Annotated in this window: 12 protein-coding genes and 1 tRNA gene; 8 read left to right on the forward strand and 5 right to left on the reverse strand. The window is 62.0% G+C overall.

Features of this window, described 5'->3' with window-relative positions; all coding sequences use genetic code 11:
- Positions 1 to 605: 605 nt before the first annotated feature.
- Positions 606 to 1,226: a protein-methionine-sulfoxide reductase heme-binding subunit MsrQ gene (gene msrQ / locus FDT80_RS08375; protein ID WP_138661838.1), complete on the reverse strand. Its 621-nt coding sequence runs from the start codon at positions 1,224 to 1,226 to the stop codon at positions 606 to 608.
- Positions 1,227 to 1,287: 61 nt separating this feature from the next.
- Positions 1,288 to 2,193 (reverse strand): protein-methionine-sulfoxide reductase catalytic subunit MsrP, encoded by a 906-nt coding sequence (gene msrP / locus FDT80_RS08380; RefSeq protein ID WP_138661839.1) that lies wholly within the window; start codon positions 2,191 to 2,193, stop codon positions 1,288 to 1,290.
- Between the two features lie 369 nt (positions 2,194 to 2,562).
- Here msrP and FDT80_RS08385 point away from each other — a divergent pair, with 369 nt between their 5' ends.
- Both FDT80_RS08385 and FDT80_RS08390 read left to right on the forward strand, forming a co-directional pair.
- The gene (locus FDT80_RS08385) at positions 2,563 to 3,045 is read left to right on the forward strand and encodes a fasciclin domain-containing protein (RefSeq protein WP_138661840.1); all 483 of its coding nucleotides are present in this window, start codon (positions 2,563 to 2,565) and stop codon (positions 3,043 to 3,045) included.
- Between the two features lie 292 nt (positions 3,046 to 3,337).
- Positions 3,338 to 5,122: a calcium-binding protein gene (locus FDT80_RS08390; RefSeq protein WP_170311828.1), complete on the forward strand. Its 1,785-nt coding sequence runs from the start codon at positions 3,338 to 3,340 to the stop codon at positions 5,120 to 5,122.
- Between the two features lie 83 nt (positions 5,123 to 5,205).
- On the opposite strand, the gene clpB is transcribed toward FDT80_RS08390, so the two are convergent.
- Positions 5,206 to 7,824, reverse strand: a complete 2,619-nt coding sequence (clpB, locus tag FDT80_RS08395) for an ATP-dependent chaperone ClpB (protein WP_138661842.1) — start codon at positions 7,822 to 7,824, stop codon at positions 5,206 to 5,208.
- 405 nt (positions 7,825 to 8,229) lie between these two features.
- Here clpB and FDT80_RS08400 point away from each other — a divergent pair, with 405 nt between their 5' ends.
- Both FDT80_RS08400 and pyrF read left to right on the forward strand, forming a co-directional pair.
- Positions 8,230 to 8,544 (forward strand): orotidine 5-phosphate decarboxylase, encoded by a 315-nt coding sequence (locus tag FDT80_RS08400; RefSeq protein WP_138661843.1) that lies wholly within the window; start codon positions 8,230 to 8,232, stop codon positions 8,542 to 8,544.
- 273 nt (positions 8,545 to 8,817) lie between these two features.
- Positions 8,818 to 9,534, forward strand: a complete 717-nt coding sequence (gene pyrF, locus FDT80_RS08405; protein ID WP_138661844.1) for an orotidine-5'-phosphate decarboxylase — start codon at positions 8,818 to 8,820, stop codon at positions 9,532 to 9,534.
- 171 nt (positions 9,535 to 9,705) lie between these two features.
- Here the strand turns inward: pyrF and FDT80_RS08410 are convergent, their stop codons facing one another.
- Entirely contained in the window at positions 9,706 to 10,170 is a 465-nt protein-coding gene (locus FDT80_RS08410) for an NUDIX hydrolase (protein WP_246039912.1), read from the reverse strand.
- Between the two features lie 28 nt (positions 10,171 to 10,198).
- On the opposite strand from FDT80_RS08410, the gene FDT80_RS08415 reads away from it, so the two are divergent.
- Positions 10,199 to 11,452 carry a DNA polymerase IV gene (locus tag FDT80_RS08415; RefSeq protein WP_138661845.1) on the forward strand — a complete coding sequence of 418 codons (1,254 nt, stop codon included), beginning with the start codon at positions 10,199 to 10,201 and terminating at the stop codon, positions 11,450 to 11,452.
- Between the two features lie 3 nt (positions 11,453 to 11,455).
- Here the strand turns inward: FDT80_RS08415 and FDT80_RS08420 are convergent, their stop codons facing one another.
- The gene (locus FDT80_RS08420; RefSeq protein WP_138661846.1) at positions 11,456 to 12,316 is read right to left on the reverse strand and encodes an N-formylglutamate amidohydrolase; all 861 of its coding nucleotides are present in this window, start codon (positions 12,314 to 12,316) and stop codon (positions 11,456 to 11,458) included.
- Positions 12,317 to 12,468: 152 nt separating this feature from the next.
- Here FDT80_RS08420 and FDT80_RS08425 point away from each other — a divergent pair.
- The 3 genes from FDT80_RS08425 (at position 12,469) to yghU (ending at position 13,808) form a co-directional block, all read left to right on the forward strand.
- A tRNA-Val gene (locus FDT80_RS08425) sits at positions 12,469 to 12,543 on the forward strand.
- A 95-nt stretch (positions 12,544 to 12,638) separates the two neighbouring features.
- Entirely contained in the window at positions 12,639 to 12,764 is a 126-nt protein-coding gene (gene ykgO / locus FDT80_RS08430; RefSeq protein WP_085850311.1) for a type B 50S ribosomal protein L36, read from the forward strand.
- A gap of 177 nt (positions 12,765 to 12,941) precedes the next feature.
- Entirely contained in the window at positions 12,942 to 13,808 is an 867-nt protein-coding gene (gene yghU / locus FDT80_RS08435) for a glutathione-dependent disulfide-bond oxidoreductase (protein WP_138661847.1), read from the forward strand.
- Positions 13,809 to 13,877 lie beyond the last annotated feature (69 nt).

Raw genomic sequence — 13,877 nt, forward strand, 5'->3', positions numbered from 1 at the left:
AAGTAACCAGAAGCCGAACAAACAGTGAAGCTGACACCACATCATCGGACCGAAACCCTAGTGGCGCGATATACAGACGTTGATCCATCGAATGAACCAAACCGCCCACATATCTCTTCAGATATATATCAATGTCAAAGAGCGTAGAGACAAAAGTGACTGAGATGCGCCCTATCTTACCGGCGCGCCCCGCCTCAAATACCTCTGATTTTATCGTTCCGCCTCGTCTCGAAACTTCGCGTCTCCACTCCGTCCCGCCCGTCTGGCGCCCCCTTGGTGCATCTCTGCGCCGCCGGTGAAGTGGGTTCTAGAGTTAGTGGCCGAGACCCGCAACCCCTTTTTTCGGGGTTCTTGATCTTTTTTAGTGAATTCGGTTTTTTCTCGTGAAAACAGCACTTTGCTTAATGAAAGTTTCGCCGGCGACGCATTTGGGACAGGATTGTTGCTTTGACCAAAGGTCAGGCTTGGCACCCCATTATCAACATATGGGGGTCCGTTCTCCGCCGCCCCCAAGACCGATTGGCCCAAAGGCTGTTTGCGCCACCATTTTGCGCCGCGAGTCGGTCGGATTGCATCGCGATTCACGACTCAAAGGCGTGGCGCGGCTAGATCCGCGAGGCCCGTCGCGTTTGCGTCCGGCGTTTCCCGGGAAGGCGCAGGGCCAGCAAGGCCAAGATGATCGCCATATAGGCGAGCGGTTCGATCTGGAATCCTTTGACCAGCATGATGTAGTGCAGCCCGCCCAGCAGAACGGCGACGTAGGTCAGCCTGTGAAGGCTGCGCCATTTTGGCCCCAGCCTGCGCACCGACCAGTTGTTCGAGGTCAGCGCCAGCGGGATCAGGCAGACGAACCCCGCCATGCCGATCGTGATGTAGGGCCGCTTGAGAATGTCGGCCCAGATCTGGCTGAGGATCCCGACATCGAGCACCAGCCAGACCAGCAGATGCAAGAACACATAAGAGAAGGCCAGCAACCCAAAGGCGCGGCGGAACCGGATCAGGTTCACGCCCAGGTAACGCCGCAGCGGGGTGATCGTAAGGCCGATGATCAAGAGCTGCAGCGCGATCTCGCCCAGCTCATGCTCCAGCGCCTTGATCGGTTCGCGCCCCAACCCGCCTGTCAGCCCCAGATAGAGCAGATAGGGAGCGGGCAGCGCATACACTATATAGACGACCCATGTGGGGAGCTTGCGCGCCAGGCGGTTTATGCCGTCCACAAGGTTCATGCCGCACCTCCTTGCGAACGCGGGCCGTCCGGGCTGCTGATATGGTGTCGCCGTATCCGCATCAGAAGTTCTTGGTCAGGTCCATGCCGTCGTACAGGCTGGCGACTTCCGCCTCGTACCCGTTGAACATCAGGGTCGGCTCCCGGCCGGCGAACAATCCGCCGCCGATGGGGCGCTCGGTTGCCTGGCTCCAGCGCGGGTGATCCACCGTGGGGTTCACGTTACTGTAAAACCCATATTCGCGCGGGTTGGCCTTGTTCCAACTGGTCGGCGGCTCTGCGTCGGTCAGGGTGATCCGGACAATCGACTTGATCGACTTGAACCCGTATTTCCAGGGAACGACCAGCCGCAGCGGCGCACCGTTCTGCTTGGGGATATCCTTGCCGTAGATGCCCGTCGCCATGATCGTCAGCGGATGCATCGCCTCGTCCAGCCGCAGGCCTTCGACATAGGGCCAGTCCAGCACGGGGTAGCGGACGCCGGGCATTTCATCGGGCCGCAGCACCGTTTCAAAGGCCACGTATTTCGCTTCGGGCTTCACACCCGCCATCGCCAGAAGGTCGGCCAATTCGAAACCGTTCCAAGGGACAACCATTGACCAGGCTTCGACACAGCGGAACCGATAGATGCGCTCTTCTATCGTCATGCTGCTGAGGATCTGGTCAAAGCCGAAATCGCCGGGGTTATCGACCAGCCCATCGATCCGGACGGACCATGGCGATATCGTCAGCGCGTCGGCGTAGGCCGCGGGGTCGTCCTTGCCTGTGCCGAACTCGTAGTAGTTGTTGTACTGGGTGATGTCCTCCCACGGGTTCGGCTCCAACTCCTCCTGGGCCCGCGCGGGCGATCCGATCCCGGCAAGGCCCGCACCTGCCGCCAGCCCCGCCATGATCTGGCGTCGGTTGAGAAACGCGGCTTCGGGCGTGGCATCGGCAGCGGTCAGTGTATTGGTCCAGCGGTTGGCCATCGGGCACTCCTGTTACTTCGTCGGTGTTGATGGGAAACGTAGGGCCTGCGCCGGACGCCACCAACCGACTTTGCGTCACTTTTCGGATAGCGGTCTGTAACCTGCGCTGTGACGAGAGCGTGCGCGCGCCTGGCGGATTGATGTTGCCTGTGCCGGTTTCGGGCAAAATCCGCCAATCTCCGGGCACCAAATTCAACCACAGGTTCACAAATTTGTGACTGGAAACTGCGCGGTATCGCGGCTTAGCGCGGCTTTGGCCCACTTCAAACGGCATCGGCGGAAACCCCCCGTGATCCAAACAGCCGTTCACCGCGTTCTACCGTCAATGCCACATGGGCATTTGCATCGAAACCTGAATGGGAGACTCCAATGCTTCGTAGAACCGTACTCGCACTTTCTGCCGCCGCCGCAATGACCGGCACGGCGGTATTTTCGGCCGCACACTCCAAGGATGTCGTGGACACCGCGATCGACGCGGGCAATTTCACCACGCTGGTGGCCGCTGTCGAAGCCGCAGGCCTCGTAGACACGCTGAAGGGCGAAGGCCCGTTCACCGTCTTCGCACCGACGGACGAGGCCTTTGCCGCCCTGCCCGAAGGCACGGTCGAAGATCTGCTCAAGCCTGAGAACAAAGATCAGCTTGTGTCGATCCTGACCTACCATGTCGTACCGGGCGCCGTGATGTCGTCTGACCTGTCCGACGGCATGGAAGCGGCAACCGTTCAAGGCGGAAACTTGATGGTTGACCTCAGTGATGGCGTAAAGGTGAACGGCGCCACGGTCACGACCGCAGACATCGAGGCATCGAACGGCGTGATTCACGTCATCGACACTGTGATCATCCCCGAATAAGCACATTTCTGATCAAAGCGGTCGCCGGGCGGACATTGTCGCCCGCCCGGCGACAATGAACAGGCTAAGCGCCCGAAAATGCACAATTAATCTGTGCATCGGGCGCTTTTTCTTTGCACAGATACCACCAGGACATGCTACCAATGGGTGCAGTGCCCTTGGAAAAGGGGTGTAACGCGCGGGCTGCCATCCGCCGAAACCAATGTCCGGCGATTTCCCTGTGTTATCTGCTCACAATAGGGCGGAAATAGGGCGACTTACGGTCATAAATAAGCCTTTTTGGGGACAGAAAATGACAAGTTATAACGAGATCACCAATTCAACTACTCCGACATGGGACTATTTCAGCCCGGATGGAACGAACCCGGGCGCTCTCGATCTGCTCGTGGGCGACACGCTTCAGGGCAACATGGGTCCGCGCGGCGGCAACGACGTCGATACCAACGATCGGTTTTCGATCAACGCGGTCGAAGGACAGACCTATACATTCACCGTGACGGGCTTTGCCTCTGGCGTGGATCTGTTCGCGCAGGCGGTAGATGCCGACGGGACCCTTATCAGCCTGGCGACGCACACCGCGGACGACACATCCGGCACGATGACCTTTTCCTTCCGCGCCTCGGCGACGGGCGTACTGACTTTCGATCTGTCGGCGGCGTTCGCCGGCGGCGTCTCCTCGACCGATTACACCGTCACCCTGATCGAAGTGGCCGCGGCCGGCGCGCCATCGCTGGGCGATGACGATCTTGTCGGAAACATGACATCGGACCGGGTGGATCTGATGGCGGGCGATGACGTCTATGTCGCGCTTGGCGGCTCCGACGTCGTGACCGGTGGCGACGGCAACGACCTGATTCACGGCGTGTGCGGCAACGACCGCCTGTTCGGCGACGCGGGCAATGACACCCTGACCGGCGGCAACGGCAACGACTGGCTTGTCGGCGGCATCGGCAACGACCACCTGACCGGCGACAACAACGACGACATCCTCGACGGCGGCGACGGCGACGATTACCTGAGCGGCGACAAGGGCGCCGACACGCTGGACGGCGGCGCGGGCGACGATACGCTGGTCGGCCACAAGGACAACGACGTGCTGATCGGCGGCGCGGGCAAAGACGTCTACTACGTCACCAGCGATGCAGGCCAGGATCAGATCCTGGACTTCGAGCAGGGCGCGGACAGGATCGACATGTCCGGCCTCGGCTTTTGGGATTTCGCGCAATTGACCCTGACAGAAACCGGTGACGGTGGGGTTCTGCTGTCCTGGGGCGGGATCGACACCCTCGAACTGACCGGAACCGCACTGGCGGATATGGATGCGGGGGATTTCATCCTCGACGATGCCCCCGTGATCGCGGCCACGGGTTCGGATGACACGATTTACGGAACCGACTATGCCGAAAACATCGATGGCGGCGCCGGCAACGACTATATCAGCGCACGCGGCGGCGACGACAATGCCTTTGGTGGCGCGGGCGACGACAAGGTGCTGGGCGGCGCGGGCAACGATATGGTCGATGGCGGTGACGGCAAGGACCGGCTTTATGGTCAGGACGGCGACGATCTGATGTTTGGCCAGGGTGGCAACGACGTCATGTCGGGCGGCAATGGCAACGACACGGTCAAGGGCGGCGGATCCAATGACCGGGTTTACGGCAACGACGGTCAGGACGCGTTGTATGGCGACACCGGCAACGACAAGCTGTATGGCGGCAACGGCGACGACGAGCTTTTCGGCGGGTCCGGCAACGACATCCTGATCGGTGACGGCGGCAATGACATCCTGATCGGCGGCTACGGGCGCGATACCATCGCGGGCGGTGACGGGGCGGACGTGTTCGTCTTCGACAGCGCGATGAGCATCGACACCATCACCGATTTCGAGGATGGCGTGGACAAGTTCGACGTGACCGCTTTCGGCTACGACGACATTTCGCAGATGACGATCAGCCAGGTGGGTACCGATGTGCATCTGGGCGCCTCGTCGACCGAGATGGTCATCCTGCTCAACACCGACATTGCGTCGATCGACAACACCGACTTCGTTCAGGTCGACGATACGATTTTCGCATAGCCTTCACCGTGCCTGACTGACATCAAAGGCCCGGCAGATCGCTCTGCCGGGCCTTTTTTTTCGCGTCTCGACCTCGGCAGAGGTCAGTGCACCACTGCGTCATCGGGTTTGGGCCGGTTGCTGGCCGCGATCCGGTCGCCGATGATCAAGCCATCCGCCCCTGCCGTGACCGGCACCCTGTCTCCATCGCGGATATCGCCGGCCAGCAGCATTTCGGCCAGCGGATCCTGCAAGGCGCGCTGGATCACGCGCTTGAGCGGTCGCGCCCCGAACACCGGGTCATACCCTTCGTCGGCCAGCCACTTGCGCGCGTCATCGTCCAGATCCAGCGTGATCTTGCGCGACGCCAGCCGCCTGAGCAGGCGATCCATCTGGATCGTCACGATGCCGGTCATATCCTGTCGGGTCAGGCGGTCGAACACGACCATCTCGTCCAGCCGGTTCAGGAATTCCGGTCGGAAATGCGCCCGGACCGCATCCATCACGTCGCGCTTTGCCTGTGCCGGGTCGGCCCCTTCGGGCATCTGGCTCAGTGCCTGCGCCCCGAGGTTTGAGGTCAGCACGATCAGCGTTTGCTTGAAATCCACACGGTGGCCCTGACCGTCGGTCAGAACGCCATCGTCCAGAACCTGCAACAGCACGTTGAACACATCCGGATGTGCCTTTTCGACCTCGTCGAACAGAATCACCTGATAGGGTCTGCGCCGGACAGCTTCGGTCAGGACGCCGCCCTCGTCATAGCCGACATACCCCGGAGGTGCCCCGATCAGCCGGGCCACGCTGTGCTTTTCCATGAATTCCGACATATCGATGCGCACCATCGCGTTGTCGTCGTCGAACAGAAATTCGGCCAGCGCCTTGGTCAACTCGGTCTTGCCGACACCGGTCGGCCCAAGAAACAGGAAAGACCCGAGCGGGCGGTTTTCGTCGCTCAGACCAGCGCGCGCACGGCGCACCGCGTTGGCCACCGCGCGCACGGCCGTATCCTGGCCGATGACCCGCTTGTGCAAGCCTTCTTCCATGCGCAACAGCTTGTCCCGCTCACCTTCCAACATGCGGCCCGCGGGGATACCCGTCCACCGCTCGACCACGCTGGCGATCTGCTCGGGGCGCACGGCTTCCTCGACCATGACGTCATCCTCGTCAGTGCCTTCGGCGGCTTCGAGCTGCTTTTCAAGCTGCGGGATCACGCCGTAGGACAGCTCGCCTGCCTTGGCCAGGTTGCCTTCGCGCTTGGCGATGTCCAGTTCGGCGCGGGCGTGGTCCAGCTTTTCCTTGATGTCGCGCGCACCGGCCAGCTTGTCACGCTCCGCCTGCCATTTCGCGGTCATCTCCGAACTGCGTTCCTGCAGGTCGGCCAGATCCTTTTCCAGCGTCTCGAGCCGGTCCTTGCTGGCCGCGTCATCCTCGGCCCGCAGTGCTTCGGCTTCGATCTGCAATTGCAGGATCTGCCGGTCCAGCGCATCCAGTTCCTCGGGCTTGCTGTCGACTTCCATGCGCAGACGGCTGGCCGCTTCGTCCATCAGGTCGATCGCCTTGTCGGGCAGGAACCGGTCCGTGATGTAGCGGTGGCTAAGCGTGGCCGCCGCGACCAGCGCGCTGTCGGAAATCCGCACACCGTGGTGCAGTTCGTATTTCTCCTTGATCCCGCGCAGGATCGAGACCGTGTCTTCCACCGTCGGCTCAAGCACCATGATGGGCTGGAACCGTCGCGCGAGGGCCGCGTCCTTTTCCACGTGCTTGCGATATTCATCCAATGTGGTCGCGCCCACGCAATGCAGTTCGCCGCGCGCGAGCGCCGGCTTGATCAAGTTGGCGGCATCCATCGCGCCATCAGCCTTGCCCGCGCCCACCAGCGTGTGCATCTCATCAATAAACAGAATGATCTCTCCGGCCGCCTGCGTGACCTCGGTCAGCACGGCCTTCAGGCGTTCCTCGAATTCGCCGCGGTATTTCGCACCCGCGATCAACGCACCCATATCCAGCGCCAGCAACCGCTTGTTGCGCAGGCTTTCCGGCACGTCGCCATTGATGATGCGCAACGCAAGACCCTCGGCGATCGCCGTTTTACCCACGCCCGGCTCCCCGATCAGTACGGGGTTGTTCTTGGTCCGGCGGCTCAGCACCTGCATGGCGCGGCGGATTTCCTCGTCGCGGCCGATAATCGGGTCGATCTTGCCCTCTTCGGCGCGTTCGGTCAGATCCATCGCGTATTTCTTGAGCGCGTCGTACCCTTCCTCGGCCGAGGCCGTATCGGCGGTGCGGCCCTTGCGAATATCGTTGATCGCCTTGTTGAGCCCCTGCGCCGTGACCTTGCCGGCGTCCAGCGCGTCCTTGGCCCCGGATTTCACCATGCAAAGCGCCATCAGAACACGCTCGACCGGGACAAAACTGTCGCCCGCTTTCTTGGCCAGTGCCTGCGCCTCGGCCAGAACCTTTTGCGTGTTGTTGTCCAGATAGACCTGCGCGGCTTCGCCCGTCACCTTTGGCATCTTGGCCAGCGTCACGTCCATCGCCTGCACGACGCGTCCAACGTCGCCGCCGGCAGCCGTGATCAGGTTGCTGGCAAGCCCCTGATCGTCGTCCATCAATGCCTTGAGAATGTGCTCCGGTGCCAGCCGCTGGTGGCTCTCTCGTGTAGCAATCGTCTGCGCGGCCTGAATGAAACCGCGCGACCGTTCCGTGAACTTGCTCAAGTCCATGGTGTTCTCCTTTTCAAAAAGCGCCTGTCTTGATCGCTGCGCCCGTCTTGGCGGCACGTCAGCGGTTCAGGCCTCGTGAATAATCTGGGGACAGGATCAAAACCGTTCAAGACCACGCGAGCCAGCATTTTTGGTCCGGCCGCGCGTCAAGCCGGCCTGTTGTGATCGGCTGAACGACAACGCGTCCATGCCAAATTCGGTGTCGGGTCTCGAAAACCACGCGCTCCGCCTGCGATTTCGCACAAATTTTTCCAGCCGCAAGCATTTGTTACTAAAGTATATTTCCAACTTATCCACAAAATTATTTCTTTTGGGAAACCTTTTCTATCGCTCTCGCGTTTACTTTGCAGAACGTCAAGATCGCCCTGCGCGAAATGTTGGGCCAACACCCTGTGAGGTAACAAGATGCAGACGAGCAAAGTAAAGATTTCCGACGTCATCTACAATGCGGCGACCAGCAGCTTCGAGGCCCTGGTCACTGTTTACGGCGAACATATGCCGCGCAAATACGCCTGCTCCATCGACGCGCCCATCGCCCTGCCCTTCGAGGAGGCCGCGGCAGGATTGAAACGCCAGGCCCTGCGCCGCCACAAGGCCGAGACAGGCATGTTTTCAGTAATCAGTCCGAACCGTCCAGCGCCGCGCGCCGGTCGCGCGCCCCGGACACTCAGCACCTGGATCAAATCGCTGTCGACCCTTCGCGACGACCGGGCGGCGTGACCCTGCCGCCCAAGCGACGGCGTCGCCCTGCCACTTGTCCCAGTGGCGTGGTCACCTGACGCGATCGCGACTGCCCCAAGTTTCACCGGATGCCGCCGCCCCGCGCATCCGGTTTTTTTGTCCCATATCAGGCTTGCGGGCCGCGCTGACCGCGCCCGCAGCGAAAGCGCACCAGTCCTGCAAATTTTTCACGCAGGCCGCGATATGCACCGATAGACGCTCCACGCCCTATGCAGTACTCAGGCGCGACCGACGCGAAAAAGGAGTATCGCAATGCTTTCCGCCTCTGCCGACGACCGCCTGATCGTTGCCCTCGATGTGCCCCATGCGGTTGCGGGCCTGGACCTCGCGGAAAAGCTGGGCGCAAGTGTCGGCTTTTACAAGATCGGGCTTGGGATGCTGACCGGCGGTGGCCTCGCGCTTGCCAATGAACTCAAGCACGAGCATGGCAAACGCATCTTCCTCGACATGAAACTGTTCGATATCGGCGCGACAATCGAAGCCGCGGTGCGTGGGCTGGCGCAGTTCGACCTTGATTTCCTGACGGTACACGGCGATCCGCATGTGGTGAACGCGGCCAAACAGGGCGCGGCGGGCTCCGACATGAAAATCCTCGCGGTGACGATCCTGACATCGCTCGACCGAGCCGATCTTGACGCCTGCATGATCCAGCCCGGCGATATTCCGGATCTGGTGACGACCCGCGCGGCCCGCGCTTTCGAGGCAGGCGCGGACGGTGTCATCGCGTCGCCGCAAGAGGCGGCGATGATCCGGGCGCTGCCGCAGGCCGAGGGCCGCCTGATCGTGACGCCGGGCGTGCGCCCCGACGGCACGGCGCTTGGCGATCAAAAACGCGTCGCGACACCCGCAAAGGCGATCCGCGACGGGGCGGACCACATCGTCATCGGCCGACCGATCTGGCAGGCCGAGAACCCTGCCGATGCGGCGCGCGCCGTTCTGGATACACTGCCTCGGACCACCGCAGCTTGAGTGTATCTGCACAGTTTCGACCAGATTATGTGCCTTCTCGACAACAGAATGCACGGTCAACGTGTCATCGGTAAAACCTCGCTATGTCATTTTGCCCATCAATGCTAACCTAAGGTCAGGTGATACTCCCCAACGACCCTTATCTTCCTGAGGTTCGTTACCTCCCCCCGCTTAAGGTAGCGGGGGGCTTTTCGTTGTGTCACGCTCCGCCACGAAGATGCCCAGCCGCGACTTGAACTGCGGCACGGCGCGCGGATGGGCCAGAAATTCCGCCTCCTCCATCATGGTCCAGGTCTGGCCTTCGTCGCCCAGCACCACATCGCGGGACATCTGCGCGCCCAGGGTCGCGACAAAGAACCACTTGATCAGCCCCCCTTCGCGGAACGGTCGCCCCCAGTGCACCGCCGCTGGCGGCACGGTCAGCCCCAGTTCCTCGCGCGTTTCACGCAAGGCACAGGCGAGCGGGGATTCGCCCGGTTCGCGGCCCCCACCGGGCAGGTCCCAATGGTCGGGAAAGGGTATAGCGGACCGGTCGTCGCGCAGGATCACGGCCAGCCGACGCCCAAGGTAAAGCGCCAGCTTGGCCCCTGCGAACGGCATGTTCATTTGCGGATCGGTCAGGTAATATCGGGACATATTCGCCTTATAACCGATCCGAACGCCCATGCCCGCCCTTTGTCGCGATTGCACCAGCACTTTTGATGCGGCCCGTCGGTGCCCGACCTGCGGCAGCCCGCGGATCACGTCCCACCCCGAGCTTTTTTCGCTGTCGATCGCGCATATGGATTGCGATGCCTTCTATGCCTCGGTGGAAAAACGCGACGATCCCAGCCTCGAAGGCAAACCGGTGATCATCGGCGGCGGGCGGCGCGGTGTCGTGTCCACCGCCTGCTATGTGGCGCGCATCCGGGGCGTGCGGTCCGCGATGCCGATGTTTCAGGCGCTCAAGCTGTGCCCTGAGGCGGTCATCATCAAGCCGCGCATGGATGCCTATGTCGCGGCATCGCGGGCCATCAAGGCGATGATGCAGGATTTGACGCCCTCGATCGAGCCGCTGTCGCTGGACGAGGCGTTCATGGACCTGACCGGCACCGCGCGACTGCACGGCGCACCGCCCGCCGTGATGCTGGCGCGGATGGTCAAACGGATGCGCGACGATCTCGGGCTGACCGGCTCCATCGGGCTGTCGCACAACAAGTTCCTGGCCAAGGTGGCGTCGGATCTGGACAAGCCGCGCGGCTTTTCGGTGATTGGCCGGGCCGAAACGGACGCGTTTCTGCGCGACAAACCCGTGCGGATGATCTGGGGCGTGGGGGCCGCCGCGCAGGCCTCGCTCGACAAGGCGGGGATTCGCACCTTTGCCGATCTGCTGCGCTGGGACCGGACCGATCTGGTGGCGCGGTTCGGATCGATGGGCGATCGGCTCTGGCATCTCGCCCGCGGCCAGGACCGGCGGCGCGTGTCGGCCAACGCGCCGATGAAATCCATCAGCAACGAGACGACCTTTCACGACGACACCTCCGATGCCGACATTCTGGACGGGCATCTGTGGCGCATGGCTGAAAAAGTCTCTGACAGAGCCAAGGCAAAGGGGTTGGCGGGGCGCGTCGTGACGCTCAAGCTCAAGCGCGCCGATCATTCGCTGCTGTCGCGCCGGGTCAGCCTTCGGGATGCGACGCAGATGGCCGACACGGTGTACCGCACCGCCCGCGGGCTGTTCGATCAGGTGGGCGAACAGGGGCCTTACCGGCTGCTGGGCTGTGGGTTGTCGGATCTGTGCACGGCCGATGCGGCGGACATGTCGGGCGATCTGCTCGACCCCGGTGCGACCCGCCGCGCCACCGCCGAACGCGCCACCGACAAGATCCGCGAACGCTTTGGGCCGGATGCTATTCTGAAGGGGCGTGCGTTGCGCTAGCCGTTATTCGGCGGCCAGCGGCACGCGGCCCTGGCCGATCTGTGCGACTTCGGCAATGACCGTGCGCAGGGCGGCCTTGACGCTGTCGAAATCACCGTTGGGGCGGATCAACCGCTCGTTCATGTAAAGCGAACGGTCGATTTCCACCTGCACCGCGTGCTGCGCGCGCGACGGGCGTCCGTAGGCCTGCGTGATGTACGCCCCCGCGAAGGGCGCGTTGCGCGTGACGACGAACCCCGCGGCGGCAAAGGCCGCCTCGACCCGGTCCATCACTTCGCCGCTGGCGGCCGCGCCAAAGCGGTCGCCAAGCACGACATCGGGGCGCGTCATGCCCGAGCGGACAACACCGTCCATCGCCTCGTGCGGCATCGAATGGCAGTCGATCAGCACCGCCTGGCCGTGGCGTTGACGGGCCTGATCCAACAGGCGCTGCAACATCTCGTGGTAGGGACGCCAATAGGTGTCGATCCGCCGCGTCGCCTCCTCCAGGGTCATCTTGCCGCTGTAGATCGCGCGCCCGTTGGCCACGACACGTGGAATCACCCCAAGGCCCGATGCGATGCGCGGGTTGTGCCCCTGACGCCGCACGCCCTCGATCAGCGCCGGGTCTAGCTCGTCAGCGCTGCGGTTCATGTCAACAAAGGCGCGCGGCGCGCCCGCCTTGATAAAACTCGCCCCGAATTTCGGCGCGCAATCAAAGAGTTGGTCGACGAACGCGTCCTCTGACGAGCGGATCGCATGTTCATCCAGAACGCTGGACCGCAAGAACCGCCAGCCGTAGTCGCGCCCGGAATGGGGCGACGCGAACACCACGCAGGACCGCTGGCGGTCGGGGTGCAGGACGTGATAGGCGGTCTTGGGCATTTGTTGTCCTTTGTGCATCATACATAGCGCATGAAATGACAAAGCCAAAAGCCCTTGATCCCCCCTGCGACTCCTTTTATAGACCCCACACCGGCGCGGAGATTTCGCGCCCCGTTTTTGTTTGGGGCACTGAATACCACGTCGGCCATAGTGGGTGATTAGCTCAGCGGTAGAGCACTTCGTTGACATCGAAGGGGTCACTGGTTCGATCCCAGTATCGCCCACCACCTATTCACTGGTCTGGTCGGATCCTCCGTCAGGCCACCCGCAACCCAGGCGCTGGTCCGCGCGCCGATGAGAAGAAGATACAAGGAGAACGACCATGAAGGTTCGCAATTCGCTCCGCTCGCTCAAGAGTCGGCATCGTGACTGCCGCATTGTGCGTCGCAAAGGCCGCGTTTACGTGATCAACAAAACGCAGCCCCGGTTCAAAGCCCGCCAGGGCTGAACCCGCCGCATTCGTCTAGATCGAGGCCGCTCCGTTTTCGGGGCGGCCTTTTTCGTTTGCGCAGCCCTTCGAATTTGCACAGGTGCCCCGCGCGGGCTTGTTTGCCGCAGGCCATGGCTTAGGTGTGGGATCAATGCGCCGCACGCGGCGGCGCGCAATCGCGAAAGGCAATGCCACATGACTGAATACACGCCCCCCGACGTCTGGACCTGGGATGCGGAAAGCGGCGGCAAGTTCGCCAATATCAACCGCCCCATCGCCGGCCCGACCCATGACAAGGATCTTCAGGTCGGCAAGCATCCGTTTCAGCTTTATTCACTGGCCACGCCGAACGGCGTCAAGGTCACCGTGATGTTTGAAGAGCTGCTGGAGCTTGGCATCAAGGAGGCGGAATATGACGCCTGGCTGATCAACATCGGCGACGGCGATCAATTTGGCAGCGGTTTTGTCGCGGTCAATCCAAACTCGAAAATTCCCGCGTTGATGGATCACAGCGGCGACACGCCGCAGCGCGTGTTCGAATCAGGTGCGATTCTTCTGCACCTTGCCGAACGATTCGGGAAATTCCTGCCGACCGATACGGCAAAGCGCACCGAAACCTTGTCCTGGCTGTTCTGGCAGATGGGCAGCGCACCCTATCTTGGCGGCGGCTTTGGCCATTTCTATGCCTATGCGCCTGAAAAGTTCGAATACCCCATCAACCGCTTCACGATGGAAACCAAGCGGCAGCTTGACGTGCTTGACCGGCAGTTGGCCGAGCACGAGTTCATCGCCGGCGACGAATACACCATCGCAGACATGGCAATCTGGTCGTGGTACGGCCAGCTTGTTCTGGGCCGTCTGTACAGCGCGGCAGAGTTTCTCGACGTGGAAAGCTACGAGAACGTCATGCGTTGGGCCAAGGCGATCGATGCCCGCCCGGCGGTGCAGCGCGGCCGTATGGTCAACCGCACATTCGGCGAGCCGGAAACGCAGCTTCACCAGCGCCATGATGCCAGCGATTTCGAGACCAAGACACAGGACAAGATCGGCGATCCGGCCTGATCAGCTCGGCCCCCGCGACGTGCCAGACGCTGCGGGGGCCGTTTTCCGAGTAAATTACTCAAGATAGCT

The sequence above is a fragment of the Sulfitobacter sabulilitoris genome (assembly GCF_005887615.1).
In the GTDB taxonomy this organism is placed as follows: domain Bacteria; phylum Pseudomonadota; class Alphaproteobacteria; order Rhodobacterales; family Rhodobacteraceae; genus Sulfitobacter_E; species Sulfitobacter_E sabulilitoris.

What these genes read in the sequence shown, in the direction of transcription:
- clpB (WP_138661842.1), bottom strand. Translation starts at nt 7,824, where the DNA reads ATGGACTTGAGCAAGTTCACGGAACGGTCGCGCGGTTTCATTCAGGCC.
- yghU (WP_138661847.1), top strand. Translation starts at nt 12,942, where the DNA reads ATGACTGAATACACGCCCCCCGACGTCTGGACCTGGGATGCGGAAAGC.
- FDT80_RS08400 (WP_138661843.1), top strand. Translation starts at nt 8,230, where the DNA reads ATGCAGACGAGCAAAGTAAAGATTTCCGACGTCATCTACAATGCGGCG.
- ykgO (WP_085850311.1), top strand. Translation starts at nt 12,639, where the DNA reads ATGAAGGTTCGCAATTCGCTCCGCTCGCTCAAGAGTCGGCATCGTGAC.
- pyrF (WP_138661844.1), top strand. Translation starts at nt 8,818, where the DNA reads ATGCTTTCCGCCTCTGCCGACGACCGCCTGATCGTTGCCCTCGATGTG.
- FDT80_RS08385 (WP_138661840.1), top strand. Translation starts at nt 2,563, where the DNA reads ATGCTTCGTAGAACCGTACTCGCACTTTCTGCCGCCGCCGCAATGACC.
- msrP (WP_138661839.1), bottom strand. Translation starts at nt 2,193, where the DNA reads ATGGCCAACCGCTGGACCAATACACTGACCGCTGCCGATGCCACGCCC.
- FDT80_RS08420 (WP_138661846.1), bottom strand. Translation starts at nt 12,316, where the DNA reads ATGCCCAAGACCGCCTATCACGTCCTGCACCCCGACCGCCAGCGGTCC.
- FDT80_RS08390 (WP_170311828.1), top strand. Translation starts at nt 3,338, where the DNA reads ATGACAAGTTATAACGAGATCACCAATTCAACTACTCCGACATGGGAC.
- msrQ (WP_138661838.1), bottom strand. Translation starts at nt 1,226, where the DNA reads ATGAACCTTGTGGACGGCATAAACCGCCTGGCGCGCAAGCTCCCCACA.
- FDT80_RS08415 (WP_138661845.1), top strand. Translation starts at nt 10,199, where the DNA reads ATGCCCGCCCTTTGTCGCGATTGCACCAGCACTTTTGATGCGGCCCGT.
- FDT80_RS08410 (WP_246039912.1), bottom strand. Translation starts at nt 10,170, where the DNA reads ATGTCCCGATATTACCTGACCGATCCGCAAATGAACATGCCGTTCGCA.